General features: G+C 66.4%; 22 protein-coding genes and 2 tRNA genes. 12 read left to right on the top strand and 12 right to left on the bottom strand.

Annotation, left to right across the window (positions count from 1 at the left end; all coding sequences use genetic code 11):
* Complete coding sequence (locus ACO2RV_RS11705) at positions 1 to 831, top strand: ABC transporter permease (RefSeq protein WP_423293060.1); 831 nt, start codon at positions 1 to 3, stop codon at positions 829 to 831.
* Between the two features lie 169 nt (positions 832 to 1,000).
* On the top strand, positions 1,001 to 1,222 hold the full coding sequence (locus ACO2RV_RS11700; RefSeq protein WP_423293058.1) for a hypothetical protein: 222 nt from the start codon (positions 1,001 to 1,003) through the stop codon (positions 1,220 to 1,222).
* A 134-nt stretch (positions 1,223 to 1,356) separates the two neighbouring features.
* On the opposite strand, the gene ACO2RV_RS11695 is transcribed toward ACO2RV_RS11700, so the two are convergent.
* Positions 1,357 to 1,431 (bottom strand) — tRNA-Thr (locus ACO2RV_RS11695).
* Between the two features lie 201 nt (positions 1,432 to 1,632).
* Here ACO2RV_RS11695 and ACO2RV_RS11690 point away from each other — a divergent pair.
* The 9 genes from ACO2RV_RS11690 (at position 1,633) to ACO2RV_RS11650 (ending at position 7,575) form a co-directional block, all read left to right on the top strand.
* Positions 1,633 to 1,821, top strand: a complete 189-nt coding sequence (locus ACO2RV_RS11690) for a hypothetical protein (protein ID WP_423293056.1) — start codon at positions 1,633 to 1,635, stop codon at positions 1,819 to 1,821.
* A 226-nt stretch (positions 1,822 to 2,047) separates the two neighbouring features.
* Complete coding sequence (gene murA / locus ACO2RV_RS11685; protein ID WP_423293054.1) at positions 2,048 to 3,337, top strand: UDP-N-acetylglucosamine 1-carboxyvinyltransferase; 1,290 nt, start codon at positions 2,048 to 2,050, stop codon at positions 3,335 to 3,337.
* Between the two features lie 111 nt (positions 3,338 to 3,448).
* Positions 3,449 to 3,931: a DUF2948 family protein gene (locus ACO2RV_RS11680; protein WP_423293052.1), complete on the top strand. Its 483-nt coding sequence runs from the start codon at positions 3,449 to 3,451 to the stop codon at positions 3,929 to 3,931.
* Positions 3,932 to 4,023: 92 nt separating this feature from the next.
* Complete coding sequence (hisD, locus tag ACO2RV_RS11675; RefSeq protein ID WP_423293050.1) at positions 4,024 to 5,316, top strand: histidinol dehydrogenase; 1,293 nt, start codon at positions 4,024 to 4,026, stop codon at positions 5,314 to 5,316.
* A 10-nt stretch (positions 5,317 to 5,326) separates the two neighbouring features.
* Positions 5,327 to 5,824: a UPF0262 family protein gene (locus ACO2RV_RS11670; RefSeq protein WP_423293048.1), complete on the top strand. Its 498-nt coding sequence runs from the start codon at positions 5,327 to 5,329 to the stop codon at positions 5,822 to 5,824.
* Between the two features lie 86 nt (positions 5,825 to 5,910).
* On the top strand, positions 5,911 to 6,315 hold the full coding sequence (locus tag ACO2RV_RS11665) for a low molecular weight phosphatase family protein (RefSeq protein ID WP_423293422.1): 405 nt from the start codon (positions 5,911 to 5,913) through the stop codon (positions 6,313 to 6,315).
* A gap of 111 nt (positions 6,316 to 6,426) precedes the next feature.
* Positions 6,427 to 7,050, top strand: a complete 624-nt coding sequence (locus ACO2RV_RS11660) for a Maf-like protein (protein WP_423293046.1) — start codon at positions 6,427 to 6,429, stop codon at positions 7,048 to 7,050.
* 15 nt (positions 7,051 to 7,065) lie between these two features.
* Positions 7,066 to 7,287 carry a DNA gyrase inhibitor YacG gene (gene yacG / locus ACO2RV_RS11655; protein ID WP_423293044.1) on the top strand — a complete coding sequence of 74 codons (222 nt, stop codon included), beginning with the start codon at positions 7,066 to 7,068 and terminating at the stop codon, positions 7,285 to 7,287.
* A 212-nt stretch (positions 7,288 to 7,499) separates the two neighbouring features.
* Positions 7,500 to 7,575 (top strand) — tRNA-Phe (locus ACO2RV_RS11650).
* Positions 7,576 to 7,636: 61 nt separating this feature from the next.
* Here ACO2RV_RS11650 and ACO2RV_RS11645 read toward each other — a convergent pair.
* The 11 genes from ACO2RV_RS11645 to ACO2RV_RS11595 all read right to left on the bottom strand — a co-directional run bounded on the left by ACO2RV_RS11645 (position 7,637) and on the right by ACO2RV_RS11595 (position 14,593).
* A complete protein-coding gene (locus tag ACO2RV_RS11645) occupies positions 7,637 to 8,665 on the bottom strand; it encodes a tyrosine-type recombinase/integrase (protein ID WP_423293042.1) in 1,029 nt (342 codons plus the stop codon).
* A gap of 56 nt (positions 8,666 to 8,721) precedes the next feature.
* Complete coding sequence (locus tag ACO2RV_RS11640; protein ID WP_423293040.1) at positions 8,722 to 8,958, bottom strand: hypothetical protein; 237 nt, start codon at positions 8,956 to 8,958, stop codon at positions 8,722 to 8,724.
* 2 nt (positions 8,959 to 8,960) lie between these two features.
* Positions 8,961 to 9,173: a phage head-tail joining protein gene (locus tag ACO2RV_RS11635; protein WP_423293038.1), complete on the bottom strand. Its 213-nt coding sequence runs from the start codon at positions 9,171 to 9,173 to the stop codon at positions 8,961 to 8,963.
* The gene (locus ACO2RV_RS11630) at positions 9,173 to 11,002 is read right to left on the bottom strand and encodes a prohead protease/major capsid protein fusion protein (protein ID WP_423293036.1); all 1,830 of its coding nucleotides are present in this window, start codon (positions 11,000 to 11,002) and stop codon (positions 9,173 to 9,175) included. The genes ACO2RV_RS11635 and ACO2RV_RS11630 overlap by 1 nt, the downstream gene beginning before the upstream one ends.
* On the bottom strand, positions 10,999 to 12,390 hold the full coding sequence (locus tag ACO2RV_RS11625; protein WP_423293034.1) for a phage portal protein: 1,392 nt from the start codon (positions 12,388 to 12,390) through the stop codon (positions 10,999 to 11,001). Before ACO2RV_RS11625 ends, ACO2RV_RS11630 begins: the two co-directional genes overlap by 4 nt.
* An 11-nt stretch (positions 12,391 to 12,401) precedes the next feature.
* Positions 12,402 to 12,893, bottom strand: a complete 492-nt coding sequence (locus ACO2RV_RS11620) for a hypothetical protein (RefSeq protein ID WP_423293032.1) — start codon at positions 12,891 to 12,893, stop codon at positions 12,402 to 12,404.
* 123 nt (positions 12,894 to 13,016) lie between these two features.
* Positions 13,017 to 13,364: a hypothetical protein gene (locus ACO2RV_RS11615; protein ID WP_423293030.1), complete on the bottom strand. Its 348-nt coding sequence runs from the start codon at positions 13,362 to 13,364 to the stop codon at positions 13,017 to 13,019.
* On the bottom strand, positions 13,364 to 13,684 hold the full coding sequence (locus tag ACO2RV_RS11610) for a hypothetical protein (RefSeq protein WP_423293028.1): 321 nt from the start codon (positions 13,682 to 13,684) through the stop codon (positions 13,364 to 13,366). Before ACO2RV_RS11610 ends, ACO2RV_RS11615 begins: the two co-directional genes overlap by 1 nt.
* A complete protein-coding gene (locus tag ACO2RV_RS11605; RefSeq protein ID WP_423293026.1) occupies positions 13,681 to 14,049 on the bottom strand; it encodes a hypothetical protein in 369 nt (122 codons plus the stop codon). Before ACO2RV_RS11605 ends, ACO2RV_RS11610 begins: the two co-directional genes overlap by 4 nt.
* Before the next feature lie 45 nt (positions 14,050 to 14,094).
* Positions 14,095 to 14,385, bottom strand: a complete 291-nt coding sequence (locus tag ACO2RV_RS11600; RefSeq protein WP_423293024.1) for a hypothetical protein — start codon at positions 14,383 to 14,385, stop codon at positions 14,095 to 14,097.
* A 28-nt stretch (positions 14,386 to 14,413) separates the two neighbouring features.
* Positions 14,414 to 14,593, bottom strand: a complete 180-nt coding sequence (locus tag ACO2RV_RS11595) for an Arc family DNA-binding protein (protein ID WP_423293021.1) — start codon at positions 14,591 to 14,593, stop codon at positions 14,414 to 14,416.
* Positions 14,594 to 14,695: 102 nt separating this feature from the next.
* Here ACO2RV_RS11595 and ACO2RV_RS11590 point away from each other — a divergent pair, with 102 nt between their 5' ends.
* Positions 14,696 to 15,016 carry an Arc family DNA-binding protein gene (locus ACO2RV_RS11590; protein WP_423293019.1) on the top strand — a complete coding sequence of 107 codons (321 nt, stop codon included), beginning with the start codon at positions 14,696 to 14,698 and terminating at the stop codon, positions 15,014 to 15,016.
* Positions 15,017 to 15,871 lie beyond the last annotated feature (855 nt).

The following is a 15,871-nucleotide window of genomic DNA, read 5'->3' as shown; positions in this document are numbered from 1 at the left end:
ATGAACTCCGAGCGCCGTGGCCCCGGCTTCTATGTTCTCACCGCCTTCTTCGTGCTGTTCGTGCTGTTCCTGTACGGACCGCTGACGACGATCTTCATCCTGTCGTTCCAGGGCCCGAATGGCGGCCTTACCTTCCCGATGAACGGGGCGTCGCTGCGCTGGTTCGAGAACCTGCTGTTCGAGCAGCAGGCGGTCGGTGATTTCGGCGGCGCCTTCACGCGCTCGCTCGTGCTCGGCATCATGACCATGCTGACGACGGTGGTCGTCTCGCTGCTGGCCGGGCTCGCCTTCCGCCGGCGCTTCCTCGGCGCGGGGCCGCTGTTCTACCTCACCATCGCCAGCCTGATCGTGCCCTCGATCCTGATCTCGCTCGGCATCGGCCTCGCCTTCAACGTGTTCGGGCTGGAGCCGGCCTGGTACTCCTCCGCCTTCGGCGCACACCTGACCTGGACGCTGCCCTTCGGCCTCTTGATCATGTTCGCGGTCTTCAACCGCTTCAACCCGGCCTATGAGGAGGCCGCGCGCGATCTCGGCGCGAGCCCGTGGCAGACCTTCGCCCATGTCGTGCTGCCGATCATCCTGCCGAGCCTGGTCGGCGTCGGCCTGTTCGGCTTCACGCTCTCCTATGACGAGTTCGCTCGCACGCTGATGACCTCGGGCACCTTCAACACGCTGCCGCTGGAAATCTACGGCATGACCACCAATGTCACCACGCCGGTGCTCTATGCGCTGGGCACCGTGACGACGGTGTTCTCCATGGGGGTCATCCTCATCGCGCTGGCCACCATCGCGGTGCTGCGCAAGCGTCGCGCGCGGCGTATTGCGGGGTGATGGCCTTCCGTAGCGGAAAGTCATGGCGGCTGAAGGGCTTGGCGATATAATCCTTGCCCGGATCGGTAGGGAACCGGATACTTCGTGGCAGGTTTACGTCCAAAATAGATCGTGGGGCCGGCGCGTGCCGGTATGACCGAAGCGGCGCGGACGTTACGGGAGAGACGCCATGAACATCTGCACGACGGACCGCAGCATCTGCGACCTTCTGAAGGAAGTGGCCAAGGATGACCGCAAGCACGCGCTGACCATCAAGCTGCGCAGCGGCGACCTGATCACCGTCTACGGACCGATCGAGGTCGCCGACCGCTTCATGCTGTGCCGCCTGCACGACAATAATTACGACGGCAGCCAGCTGATCGCGCTCGATACCATCGAGTTCATCCGCTGAGCGTTGCGTCGCGTTGAGGGCTGGAAGGATCAGACAATCCGCGTGCGCGGTGTCGGCTGTCGCGGCGCACGGCTGTTCGCTCCAATGGTGCGAACCTTGGATAGAACGGACATCATGTGCAGCTTGATCGGGAATGGTGCTGCGAGAGAGGATTGAACTCTCGACCTCTCCCTTACCAAGGGAGTGCTCTACCACTGAGCTACCGCAGCGCCTGGCGCGTTTGGCGGGTGACCCGCCGAAGCGCGGGGACGTTTGCCACAGTGAGCGGGCGGGCGCAAGCATCCGGCGTGCAAATCCCCCGAACTCATCGCAGTGTCGCTTTTCGCCGTGCCTGCCCGAGGCTATGGCTGGGAGGGCTCCCGTTCATCCGGAACGAGGGAAGACGCAAGCAAGTGCCAGGAGAGATCGAGATGAGCCCGCCGGATGACGCCGCCCGCGCGGAACGCCTCGCTGCCGCGCTGCGCGAGAACCTCAAGCGCCGGAAGACGCAGGCGCGCGCGCGCGTCGCGGCGCCATCGGTGGAGGGCGACGGCGAGGCCCCCACGGCCGACAGCGAAGCCTCGCGCGGCGCCCGGGACGGCAAGGAGCCGGCGCGCTGAGGCGCCGGAACGGGGCCGGGCATGCGAGGCGCGTTGTCTCACCTTGCGACACGCGCTAGACCGTTGTCGGGGATTAACGGCCCTGGTGCCACGAATCGGCCCCATCGCGCCTCCATGGCTGCGCGAAAGGGTATGGGCTACGCGAGGGGCATGCCGCCCGCCCGTGTCGCATCGGCGGCGGGTGGGTGCGCGGACCGGCCTCGGGCTTTAAGGAGACTGGAACTTCATGGACCGCATCCGCATCCTCGGCGGCAATCCGCTCAACGGGTTGATCCCGATTTCCGGCGCCAAGAACGCCGCACTGCCGCTGATGATCGCCGGGCTTCTCACCGATGAGAAGCTGATCCTTGAAAACGTTCCGCGCCTTGCCGACGTGGCGCTGCTCCAGCGCATTCTCGGCAATCACGGCATCGACATCACGGTGAACGGCAAGCGGCGCGGCGACGATGCCTATGCCGGCCAGACCATGGAAATCGACGCGCGGGTGATTGTCGACACCACCGCGCCCTACGATCTCGTTTCCAAGATGCGCGCGAGCTTCTGGGTCATCGGGCCTCTGCTCGCGCGGATGGGCGAGGCCAAGGTGTCGCTGCCGGGCGGCTGCGCCATCGGTACGCGCCCGGTCGACTTCCACCTCGACGCGCTGCGCGCGCTCGGTGCCGAGATCGAGATCGACGGCGGCTATGTGCTTGCCCGTGCCCGCAAGGGCCTGAAGGGGGCGCGCATCGTGTTCCCGAAGGTGTCGGTCGGCGCGACCCACACCGCGATCATGGCTGCGAGCCTGGCCGATGGCGAGACCATCATCGAAGGAGCCGCGCGCGAGCCGGAGATCGCCGACGTCGCCGACTGCATCAATGCCATGGGCGGGCGCATCGAGGGGCAGGGCACCTCGACCATTCGCATCGTCGGTGTGCCGCGCCTCAAGGGCGCGCGCCACTCCGTGCTGCCGGACCGCATCGAGACCGGCACCTATGCCATGGCGGTGGCGATGACCGGCGGTGATGTGCTGCTGTCGGGCGCCCGCGCCGACCTGCTCGAGACCGCGCTCGATACGCTGCGCGCTTCCGGCGCCGAAGTCACCGTGTCGAATGAGGGATTGCGCGTTAAGCGCAACGGTGCCGGCATCTTCCCCGTGGAGGTGACGACCGAACCCTATCCGGGCTTCCCGACCGACCTGCAGGCCCAGCTTATGGCGCTGACCACGCGGGCGCGCGGCACCTCGAAGATCACCGAGACCATTTTCGAGAACCGCTTCATGCATGTGCAGGAGCTGGTCCGGCTCGGCGCGCGCATCCAGCTCGACGGTCAGGTGGCGACCATCGAGGGCGTGGAGAAGCTCACCGGCGCCCCTGTCATGGCGACGGATCTGCGCGCCTCGGTGTCGCTGGTCATCGGTGCGCTGGCCGCCGAGGGCGAGAGCATGATCCACCGGGTCTATCATCTCGACCGCGGCTTCGAGCGGCTGGAGGAGAAGCTCTCCGCCTGCGGCGCCGAGATCGAGCGCATTGCCGGCTGACCGCGCGGGGTCTCGGCGACTACCGGCGACTACGTAAGCCTGCATTTCGCCCCTTGCCGTGGGCGTGGGGCAACTCCATCTCGGCGGCGACAACGTTTGCGGAGAGAAAAGATGGCCGGTCTCAAGCTGATCGCGCTCGACGCGGAAGATCTGGCGGTGCTGTCGGTGCATCTGCAGGACGCCATTCTTTCGGTCGGCGACATGACCTTCCTGCCGAAGGAGCGGCGCTTCGCGCTCGTCGCCAATCGCTTCGACTGGGAGAAGGCGATCCAGGCCGAGGCGATGGCGGATGCCGACGCGCCGGTCGGCGCCGCACTGGCCGCCGTCGGCCCCTGCCTGCGCCGCCGCGCCGGGCTGCGCTTCGAGCGCGTGCTGGCGGCGCGGGTGCGCGGCATCGACCTGAAGAAGAAACAGGGCGTGCTCAACCTGCTGGCGCTGAAGTTCGAGGAGCACGACACGCCTTCCGGCACGGTGACTTTCCTGTTCTCCGGCGGTGGCGAGGTTCAGCTCGACGTCGAGTGCATGGAAGCGGGCCTCGAAGACCTCGGCCCCGCCTGGGACGCCAAGGGTACGCCCTGTCACGACGTCGAGTGATGCACGGCGGCAGGACGCCCTGACGGATCGCGCTTGTCTTCCGGCGGCGCGGTTGCGATAGGACAGGGTCAAACGCGCCCGCAGGATCCGCCATGCCGCTTCGCCTCGATACCGCCTCGCCCGATTTCGCCGAGCGCTTCGCCGCCTTCCTCGGCACCAAGCGCGAGGTGTCGCAGGATGTGGCGCAGGCCGTTGCGGCGATCATCGAAGATGTGCGTGCGCGCGGCGACGCGGCGCTGGTCGATCTGTCCCGCAAGTACGACCGCGTGGACCTCACGACGCTCGGCATCCGTGTGACCGAGGCGGAGATCGATGCGGCGGTGAAGGCCGCCGATCCCGCGACGGTGGAGGCGCTCACCTTCGCCCATCAGCGCATCAAATCGCATCACCAGCGCCAGTTGCCGGAGAGCGGGCGTTATGTGGACGCCGCCGGCGTCGAGCTCGGCCATCGCTGGACGGCGGTCGACGCGGTGGGGCTCTATGTGCCCGGCGGCACGGCGGCCTATCCCTCTTCCGTGCTGATGAATGCGGTGCCGGCCAAGGTCGCGGGCGTGAAGCGCCTCGCCATGGTGGTGCCGGCGCCCGGCGGCGTGCTCAACCCGCTGGTGCTGGCGGCGGCGCGGCTGGCCGGCGTCGACGAGGTCTACCGCGTCGGCGGCGCTCAGGCGGTGGCCGCGCTCGCCTATGGCACGAGGACCATCGCCCCGGTGGCGAAGATCGTCGGGCCGGGCAATGCCTATGTGGCGGCGGCCAAGCGCCATGTCTTCGGTACGGTCGGGATCGACATGGTGGCGGGCCCCTCCGAAGTGCTCGTCATCGCCGATGGTGAGCAGAACCCGGACTGGATCGCCGCCGACCTGCTGGCGCAGGCCGAGCACGACACCGCCGCCCAGTCCATCCTGATGACCGACGACGCAGCGCTGGCCGACGCCGTGATCGCGGCGGTCGAGCGCCAGCTCAGCCTGCTGCCGCGCCGCGACATCGCCAGCGCGAGCTGGGCGGAGTTCGGCGCGGTGATCAAGCTCGCCAGCCTTGACGAGGCGCCCGCGCTCTCCGACCGGATCGCGCCCGAGCATCTGGAGATCATGGCCAGGGACGCCGAGGCGCTGGTCGAGCGCATCCACCATGCCGGGGCGATCTTCATCGGCGCGCATACGCCCGAGGCGATCGGCGACTATGTCGGCGGCTCCAACCATGTGCTGCCGACGGCGCGCTCGGCGCGCTTCTCCTCGGGGCTGGGCGTGCTCGACTTCATGAAGCGCACCTCGATCCTCAAATGCGGGCCGGAGCAGTTGCGTGCGCTCGGCCCGGCGGCGATCGCGCTTGGCGAGGCGGAAGGGCTCGGTGCCCACGCCCGCTCGGTGGCGATCCGGCTCAACCTCTGACGGGCCGGCCATGGCGGACGGCGAGGACCCTCACGCCAAGACCCGCCGGCTGGCGTCGGTGACGCTCGACAATGCCTCGATCGGTCGCGCCAACCGCGACGTCGAGCATGAGCGGGCGGTCGCCATCTACGATCTCATCGAGGAAAACAGCTTCAATCCGCTCGGCGACAGCGGAGCCGGGCCCTATTGCCTCAATATCGGCCTGGCCGATGGCCGCCTGCTCCTGGAGATCACCCGCGAGAACGGCGCCCCGGTGGTGCAGCACCATCTCTCGCTCAGCCCTCTGCGGCGGGTGGTGAAGGACTATTTCATGGTGTGCGAGAGCTATTATTCGGCCATCCGCACCGCCAGCCCTTCGCAGATCGAGGCCATCGACATGGGTCGGCGCGGTTTGCACAATGAGGGTTCGGAACTGCTGCGCGAGCGGCTGAAGGACAAGATCGCGCTCGATTTCGGCACGGCTCGGCGGCTTTTCACGCTGGTCTGCGCCCTGCACTGGAAGGGTTGAGCGTGGCCGGCGCGTCCGCCCCCGCCTCCTCCATCGCCGGGCCGGTAGCCGCGGCTCGGCGCGAGCGGCCGCAATCGGTCCTGTTCATGTGCGGGCAGAACAGCGTGCGCTCGCCCATGGCGGCGGTGCTGGCCAAGCACCTGTTCGGCAGTTCGATCTATGTCGGCTCGGCCGGCGTGGCGAAGGGCGAGAGCGATCCTTTCGTGCTCGCCGCCATCGATGAGATCGGCCTCGACCTGTCCCGGCATCGCCCGCAGACGCTGGAGGACCTCGAGGAGAATGAGGGCCTCGCCTTCGACCTGGTGATCACCCTGTCGCCGGACGCACATCACCGGGCGCTGGAACTGACCCGCACCAACGCGATCGACGTCGAATACTGGCCAACGCCGGACCCCACCCTGGTCTCCGGCAATCGCGAGCAGCGCATGGACGCCTACCGTTCGGTGCGTGACGAGCTGGAAACGCGCATCCGCGCCCGCTTCCGCCGGTGAGCAACCGGCGGCGCCGGCCACAAAGTCGTTCAGTTTTTAAGGAAGTTGCACTAGTTTCGCCGCCCGAATGACCGCCGGCCGAGATCCGGCCCGCGGGAGAGGAGTATCCGTTTGAGCGCCCGCCCCCAATTGGTGCTGGCCTCGGGCTCGCCGCGCCGGCTGGCGCTGCTGGCCCAGGCCGGTATTGAACCCGACGCCCTGCTGCCGGCCGATATCGACGAGACGCCCGAGCGCGGCGAGCTGCCGCGCCGCCTCGCTTTGCGCCTCGCCCAGCAGAAGCTCGCCGCCGCCGATGTGCGCCGCAAGGCCGGCAGCGACTATGAAGGTGCCTATCTGCTCGCCGCCGACACGGTGGTGGCGGTCGGTCGGCGCATCCTGCCCAAGCCTGACATCGCCGAAGAGGCGGCCGACTGCCTGCGCCTGCTCTCCGGCCGTGCGCACCGCGTCTACACCGGCATCGCGCTGATGACCCCCAAGGGCGGCGTGCGCTCGCGCCTCGTCGAGACCCGTGTGCGCTTCAAGCGCCTGTCGCGCGAGGAACTGGACGCCTATCTCGCCTCGCGCGAATGGCAAGGCAAGGCCGGCGGCTACGCCATACAGGGCCTTGCCGGCACCTTCGTGCTGAAACTCGTGGGCTCCTACACCAATGTCGTCGGACTGCCGCTGGCGGAAACCGTGGCGCTGCTGGCGGGCGAGCGTTTCCCGGTCCACCAGCGCTGGGGCAATCCGGAGTGACGAGGGGAGGGCTGCATGGGCGCCGATAAGCACGATGCGGGCCGCCCGGCGGCCAGGCCCTGCCCGATCTGCGGCAAGCCGCCGGTGGAGAAGTACACGCCGTTCTGCTCCAGCCGCTGCGCCGATGTCGACCTGCACCGCTGGCTGAGCGGTGCCTATGCCATTCCCGCCACCGAGGATGACGACGAGGACGGCGAGGAGCCCTCGCTCGCGCCGGTGACCCCGCGCGGGCGTTGAGCCGGCCGTATGGCCTTTGCCGACTTGGCGGCCCGCCGTCGCTACGCGCATGGCGCGGCGGCAGGCGGACCGACGCGCGCCTCGGGCCTCTTGTGCCACGGCATCACGCCGGGTGGGGAAACTCCGATTTTCACTGCTCCGACATATGGACAGGGCGCGGACGAGACTCTATAACCCGCCCGCTCCGCACGGCTTTGGCCGTCGTCGGCTACGCCCAGGTAGCTCAGTTGGTAGAGCATGCGACTGAAAATCGCAGTGTCGGCGGTTCGACTCCGTCCCTGGGCACCATCTATCCCCTTGATATCGCTAGCTTTTTCGGCGCAAGGGGAAGTGATTTTCAGCCAGTTTGTCATTTTTTCTGACCCGGTTTGACAGCCTTTGTTCTGCGGCTGTTCACTTCGTGGCCGAAGCGGCCGGCCACCTCATCCATCTTTTTCGACAGGTCGGAGCCCTGCGAGTACATCTGCGCCATGGCCTCGGTCTTCTGACCGAGCGCATCGGCGATGGTGCGCAGGTCGGCGCCGCTCTCGCGCAGGATGGCCGCCACCGTGTGCCGCAGGCCGTAGAGCGTCAGGCCTTCGCCGATGGCGCCGGCCTTTTCCAGCGTGTGCTGCAGCTTCATCCATGAGGAGTTGAAGCCGGAGACAGTCCACGGCCGGCCGCGCGAGTTGGCGCAGAGGGTGATGGCCGAGTGCGCCGGCGCCGCCGCCAGAATGTCGCGCAACGGGTCGATGACGGGCCAGATGACGCCTTCCTCGGTCTTGGACCGGCTGGTATTGATCCGACCCTCGGCATAGGCCGTGCGGGGCAGGGTGAGCGCATCCTTCGGCCCCAGCCCGGTGAACATCATCAGGGCGAGGGCCGGCAGCATGTGCGCGGGGGCGGCATCGAGCACCGCGTGGCGCTCATCGTCGGTCCAGCGGCGATTCTGCTTCGGCAGACCCTTGGGGCGGCGGATACTGCGGATGCCTTCCGCTGGGTTGTCCTTCATGTGGCCGCGCTCCTTGCCCCAGGCGAACAGTAGAGACAGGACCGTCTTGAGATAGTTCGCAAACCAGCGCTTGTGCTTGGCCTCGGCCTTGTCGCGCAGCTTCACCACGAAGGGCGAGGTGAAGCGCGTCAGGGGCGTGTCCTCGATCGGCTTGAGATAGTCGAACACCCGCTGATAGCCGGCGCGAGTCGTGCGTGTTAGGCGCTCAAGGAAATCCTTGCTTCCACGGTATTCCTTGATGAGGGCGCCGAGCGTACCGGGCCGGGTCGTGCAGGCGCGCTCCTGAAGGGCGGTGATGCGGGAGCATTCCGCGAAGAACGCGGCAGTGCCGATCGGGGCCTTAGCAAGATCAACCGGCGTACGGGAAGAGCGGTGATAACACCGCATCTTCCCATGCCGGTCCTTGAAGATCTTAAAGCCTTTGACGCGCACCACGGTCATCTCTAGCCGAGCCTCTCCAGAATGGCGTCATCGCTGTCGGCGGCACCGGTTTTGAGGCTGTCGACCCACGCATCTAGGTCGCGTACATCCCAAAGGCGCGAGCCATCGGGATAGGCAACGGCTGGCACGGAGCAGAGCACCTCAAAGCGTCCGGCCGCGACGCCGCAATACGCCGCGGCATCGGCCTTCTTCAGCATGCGGTAGGGCTGCACCTGAAGAGAGAGCATTGCTTTCGCCATCGTCACAGCCCCTTGCTGGTGGAGAAGTAGACGACCTTCGCCGGGGCGTTTGCCCCGGCGATCTGGCGCTCGATATCGGCGATCGCGGCGGCGATCTCCGAATCGGTGCGGTACTCCACCTCTCGGCCGTCGGAATACTGCAGACGGCGCACGCCCTCGGCGCGCAGCTTACGCAGGTCCTCCAGCCGTTTGGCGAGGGTGTCGATCTCCGCCATCACGCCCCCGCATTCTGGTAGAGGCCGCGGAAGTCGATGACGCCGCAGCCGAAGTCGAGCCCGGCCGCGACCTTGACGGCGCGGGTGTCGAAGTCGATCTCGGTGCGGATCTGCGGCCCTTCGGCGCCGGAGACATAGCCATAGACGATGGAGGGCGCCGCCGCCGGGTCCGCCATGACGTACCAGGCGGTGCCGGTGATGTTGGCATCGACCACCAGCTCCATGGTGCCCGCCCACGGGTTCACGTCGTCCGCCTTGGCAGCGGTGATGGCGGCGAGAACCTGACGTGCCTCCAGTTCCTTCTCCGGCCCCACCACGAGGAAGCGCGGCGCGAGGTTGAGCGGGATGCCGTCGAGGCTCTTCTGCTTGCGCAGGGCCGCGACGGCGAGCGCGACCGAAGCGACGGTGATCGCCGCGCCGGCCGCCGCCTTGTTGGCGTGGTCGGCGTGGAACAGCGCCTTGCCGTCGGAGAGCACGCCATTGGTGGCGAGCAGGCCGTAGACGCGGGCGTTCTCGTCCGCTGCGGCACGGATGGCGATCATCGACGAGAAGTCGGCGAGCGCCGACAGGTCGTCATTCACAAGCGCCCGCCGGCCGACGGCAATGCCGGCATTCAGCTCCTTGGCCCGCACCTTCTCCCGGTTCTCGGAGATCGTGCCGTACTTCAACTCGCCATTTTCGGCCGTCTCCTGAAACTGCGGGAAGTCGCCGATGCGCAGGAAGGAATGATCGCGGAAGTCGGTGAAGCCGCGCAGCCCCGCCCAGAGGCGATAGGTCGGCTCGGCCGCGGCATAGTTGGCGAGCAGGCTCTTATTGGCCGCATCCGCCAGCAGCAGCGGGAAGTCGCTGGTAGAGTGGGCGCCGACGGCGCGCTCCATCAGCGCATTCTGGTCGCGCAGATTGATGCGCTCGCCGCGGGCAATGGCGAGGTCGCCGATCATGTCCAGCATGCGATAGCCGGCATAGTCGCGGGCGCGTCCCTCCAGCTTGCAGCGGCCGGGCGCGAGACGATGGGCGACGGCGTCGCCCATGGCGGAACGAATGGCGACCGGGTCGGTATGGTCCTGCACGATGTGAGGGGATGCGGTGCGGATGGTCTGCAGCGGGGCGCTGCGGGTCTGCATCGCGGTGAAGGCGGCGGAACGGGCGGCATCCGCCGTCACGCCGGCATCGATCTGTCCGTCGATCCACGCCTGGTCGAGACCAGCGATGGAGCCGATGGAGCGGATCTCCGCATTGACGACGGCCCGTTCCGCGGACGCCGTGGGGTTGGAGGGCGCCGCGGCGGGCGGGGTGAGAGCCGGAGTAGTCTCCAGCTGGGGGCTGACCGTCATGTCATGGCTCCTGATGCCTGCATGCGGGTCGGCGGGGACAACGACGAGGCTCGCCTCGATCAGGGTGAAGCGCTCGGCCACCTTCTCGCGGCGGCCGGTCTTCGCATTGGTACGCTCGGACCAGCTGGCAACGGCGTAGCCGATGGAGATGCCGAAGGTGGCACCGTCCGTCAGCTCGGCGGCGATACGCTGGGAGCGGGGATTGTGTCGGGAGAGCGTGGCACGGCCCAGGAGGTCCCCGCCGACGACGCGCAGCGTGTCGACGCTCCCGAGCTGGCGGTCCACGCTCTCCCTTCCATGGCTGTCGAGCAGGGGCACGCGAGCGGGCCAACTCGGCTGCGACAGGAGGAGAATCTCGTCGTAGGGGCCGCGCACATCCCAGCGCTCGACGGGCGCGCCGGCCGAGAGCACGGCTTCGAAGGTCAGGGTGTCCGCGTTCCAGCTTGAGGCGGGAAGCGGCGCGCGACGGGTGAGGACCTCAGTGGGCGCGTTCATGCCGCGGTCTCCACGACAGGGGCCGGGGTGGGGCCGGCCTTGGCCGGCGCGGTGAAGGCAAGGCCGAGCCGGGTCTCGCGGGCCTTGTCGGCGGCGATCTCGGCATCGAGCGCGCCGACATCCATGCCGCGGGCGGCAACCGCCTCGCGCCGGCTCATCAGCCCGGCATTGATGGCGTCGATCTCCGCCTGCACGTCCTTGCCCGGGTCCACCCATTGCTGCTTGGGGGTGATCCAGCGCACGGTGAGCAGATCCTCAAACCGGCCCTCGATGCGCCCGGCAAGGCTCTCGATCATCACCCAGCGGCGCCAGATCGGGCGCAGCGCCTGGAACACGATGACATTGTGCTGGAGCATCTCGATACGGCGGCGCCACTCGACGAGGCCAGCGCGGATCGAGGAATAGTTGACGGCAGAGAGGTCGCCGGTCAGCACCTCATAGGGCAGGCCGAGCGCCGCAGCGATCTCATGCAGGGTGATGCGGGCAAAGTCGTTCGCCTCCTGCGCAATCGCCGGAGGATTGGAGAAGCTTACATCCTTGCCGGGCGGCAGCACCACCATGGCGCCGGGCTCCAGCGAGCCGATGATCGCCTCGCCATTCTGCTCGCCGCCGAACGGCACTGCGCCGTCATTGGTGGTGATGACACCGGCGAGCAGTGCGCCGACCTTCTGGCGGGTGAGCTGGGCGCCGTGCCACTCATCATGCTCGGCAAGGCGCAGGATCGCCGGGGCGAACCACGAGATGCCGCGCACCTGGCCGGGGAAGTCGGGGCGGAACAGGTGGACCACATCTTTGGCCGGTACACGCACCGGCTGGAGATTGAGGCCGAGGCCGATCTCCGGGCGCTCCTTCACGATCCAGTAGGCGACGCGGGTGCCGAACTCGTCGAACTCGACACCGTTGACGATGCGCCCGCCGGCCGGCAGAGGGCGGGTCAGCGAGGCGTCGAGCTGGTCGGGGTGCAGGACGCGAACGCGCAGGCCCGCCGGGGTGGCGATCATCAGCGCCAGAGCTTCGCCATCGACCATCATGCCGCCGACCATGAGTGCGGTCAGGCCGTAGAAATCACTCACACTGTCGGCATCGGCCTCATCGGTCCACGCCGTCCAGCGTGCGGCCAGCTTGTCCGTCACCGCCGGCACGATGCCAGTACCGACCAGCGCCGCCACCCATGCCGCCTTGGCGGCCGCCGCATGCGGGTTATTCGCCACGAGATAGCGCGCCCGCTGGGCGAGCGGGGCACGCGCCGCCTGCGCTGCACCGTGCTGGCTGGCCATCTTGCCCCAACCCGACGCACGACGGCCCGCCGACGCGCCCTCATAGGAGCGCAGCGACGGGCGGAGCGCGCTCTTGGCGCGGTCGAAAAGGCTGGAGAGGAGGCTAGTCATGAGCGTTCGCCTCAGAGCGCTTCGAGGCGCTTGATGAGGGTGCGCTGCAGCTCCGAATAGTCGATGCCGAAGAAGAAACGCCCCCAAAAGCGCGTATCGTCGAACGCGATCGCGCCGGAGCCGGTCGTCACGTTCTTATAGCTCTCCGGATCGCCAGCCTTCGGGCGGCAAAAGGCGTAGAGCGGCACCTCACCTTCGCGGGTGAAGTCGGCATACGCCAGATTGTCGAAGCACTCGGCATTCGCGAAGTTAGCGGCGGACTTGATGTCGATGCCGAACTTCGAAACCTCGGCCAGCAGGGCCCACTTCATCACCACGTTCCAGTTCACGAGGCGCGAGCGCTCGCGCTTGATCGGCTGCACCTCACCCTCAAAGGGGATGAGGTCGCGCGTGCGCAAGGTGCGCTGCTTTTCCGGGGAAATGCCGGTCAGGAGGGAAATCTCGTCGGAGGTGAAGAACCGCATGGAGAGCGGACCGTCGATCTTTGGCTGAAGGAGGGACATTGCAGGGGTCCTCGGTATGACAATCTGCGGTCACGATACATGACATCATGACATGTATCAAGACGCGAATTACATCATGTTTGCGTCCTGCCCATTGATGGCTATCCCTCAACGTCCGTGGCTTCACAGATCGATGCGCAAATGACGCTCCACCGGAAAGCCCGGGCTTGAATGGGCAGGATCGAGGTCGACCCGCACCAGCTGGATAAACGGGCCCTCCTCCAGCCGGCCTGCACCGAGAATTTGCCATCCTCGCGCACCCTCGGTGAGCCGATCGGCGTTCCAGCAGAAGTACTCCCACGCCGAGCGGAGGCCCCGCAGGTGTTCGACGTCGAAGGGAGCCGCGCCGAGCGATGGAGGCGATTGCGGGAGCAGCTGAGCGCGTTCTTCGGGCATGCAGGCGGCTTTGGCGAATGCCGGCGCGGCGACCAGTGCCGGCCCCGCGCCAATGAGAAATGTGCGACGATCCATCACCGCACCTCGCAGCCGTTCCACGAGCCGCCGATTTGCTCGATCAGCCCCTCCCAATCGGCGATGCCATCTTCCGCCTGGTCCCACTCGCAATCGCAATCCCAGAAGCCAGAGCCTCCGGCGTATTGAGCCGGGCTGCTGCCTACCCAGCCGAGCGAGGGTTCGCCGTCGGCATCTGGCTCATCGTCGCCGCCGTCCTCCAGGTCGGGATCGGTGTCGAGTTCATCGAGCAGGACAATGAGCGCCTCGATCGTGCGCTCGGCGCGCTCACGTAGCGCCCGGCGCTCCACCATGACGAATTCGCGTGGATGAGTGCTCATGCGCGCGTCCTCCCGATGGGCCCGCGATCTTCCCGACAGACGAGGCCGGCGGCGTAGCGCTCATGGAAAGAATCGGCGGAGATCGACACCATCGCCATTTTTCCGGACGTGAACGTGCCGTCCGGCAAGAGGGGCGACGCAAAGGCGTCGACGGGCGGAAGCTCCAAAATGAGCCGCTGATACGCACCCCGGTAGATCTCGGCGAGGGAAGCCTCAATCTCCTTCACTGCCCGCGCAATGCGCTCCTGGGGTGAAATGGCGCGTGTGACGACGCTCGTCGGCACGGCGACAAGCGCCGCGCCGAGGCAGAGCGCCTGGCGCCGGCTGGGGACGCACTTCTCCTGTTCGCGATCATGGATGCCCATGCGCGTGCTCCTTCGAAGCTAGAGATGGAAAGGCCGAGAGGGTGGTCAGCCCTGATCGAGGCTGTAAATCTCGGGCAGCCCTATCCGGCGTGCGATAGCGAAGACGTTCGCTTCCATTTCCCAGAGCAGTTCGAGCATGTCGCTGAGACGTTGAATGAGACTGCCATCATCGCCAACCGGCACAGCGGGTTGCGTCGCCAGGCCTATCGCGTCTGGGGTGATCTCGAATGCCAAGCCAGAAAGCTCGGTAGCATCCTCGGTGAAATTTTTGCCGAACGCCCGAAGGTCATCGATCGCAAACAAAGGGGAAGTGTCCCCCGCAGATGCGTGGTTCATAGGTCTATCCGTGGATGTGATTGAAGGGTCAGCCGACCGGCATAACGATGCCTTCGAGCGTGCGCTGGCGGTCTATGCGCTCGCGAATGCTGCGAACGATTTCCGAGTTCTGCGAGGAGCCGTTACGGGCGGCCTCATGCTCGATGAAGGCTTTGAAATCAGGGGGGAGCCGAAGCATCAGCTTCGGCCAATCGCGCTGTCCGCTCATTGCGAACTCCATGATGCCAACTTAGCATCATAAGAGATCGCTTTAAGAATGATGTCAACTAGGCATTATTCCAAATTGGCATCATTCCGTTATTTTGCGGGAATGAGCGAGAAAACATACCCGAGCCAGAGCCAAGACCGCTTCATAGTTCGCCTGCCGGACGGAATGCGCGAGCGCATCGCCGAGGAAGCGCGAAAAAACAACCGCTCAATGAATGCTGAGATCGTCACGCGGCTGGAGTCTTCGTTCCTGCCCATGGTGCCGATCCCGATGCCTGATCTGAAGTCGACCGACAATGTCGACGAAATCCTGGAGCGACTTTCAAAAACAGTCCGCGAACTGAGCCGCTATCAGGAACATTACCTCTCGCTCCTAAAGCTCAGGCGGGGCGACTTCGACAAACCTCGCGTCAACTACGATTGAGTGCAGCGAGAATGACCTCGGGGGCCTTGGCACAAGCGTCCGCGAACTCTCGGAGCGGGCCCTGGTAGCGACCAATATTATTACGCGCTTAGGAGCCGGCGATGAGCCAATGCGCCGCACAGTGGAGGCGATCCAGAGCGCTCTTGAGGACGTTGGCGTCATCTTCGTCGCCGAAAACGGCGAAGGGCCGGGAGTGCGGTTGAGGAAGGCAAGAGCGGGATGACGCCGCAGCGACCGAGATGGGCTGAGGACTCTTCGTTGTGCCTTCGCTTCGCTGACTGCGTGGAGATAATGGTTCGCGCCCGGTGGGACTTTAATCGCCGGATGAAAACGGCAATGCCGCGGCTGCGGCCGCTTCGGCCGGCCGACTTCCCTGCCGAGTTGCAAGCACCATTCGAGATTTTGCTTACCGCTGATGAGTTGGCCCGGGTTCAGCACCCTGAGGCGCCAGACGTTTTCGCTTATGGAAGGCTGACACCAACCCAGCGGGATCAGTGGTGCGCTGCCCTGCTTTCCATCTATCGCGTGATTGTCATTGACCGGCACAGCATAGGGCGCCCTCTTTAGGTTGGCGGCATTTGGGCCACCCGAATGGCGCCGCCGACCCAGTCAGTGGGAAATTTAGACCGTGACGCTCGAGCTCACGTTTTCTTGGACGGCCAAATCAGCGGCTTGCGTTCTTGCCGGGCCAACTCATCAATCCCTAGCAGCAACGCCGCATCCTTGGGTGTCAAACGGCGCGCAATATTGCCCCCCGATCGGCGTCCAATCTTGACCCCTTGAGGGGCTGAGGCGGTGAGGAGGCGGCGCGGCGGAGCTGGCTTGTGTTGCGCAGCCGCGCCGGCTCCGGGTCGG

Origin of the sequence: Ancylobacter sp. VNQ12 (assembly GCF_049445835.1) — a bacterium.
Taxonomy (GTDB): Bacteria; Pseudomonadota; Alphaproteobacteria; order Rhizobiales; family Xanthobacteraceae; genus Ancylobacter.
The sequence above is the reverse complement of the archived record's forward strand: the minus strand, read 5'-3'. Positions and strand labels throughout refer to the sequence as shown.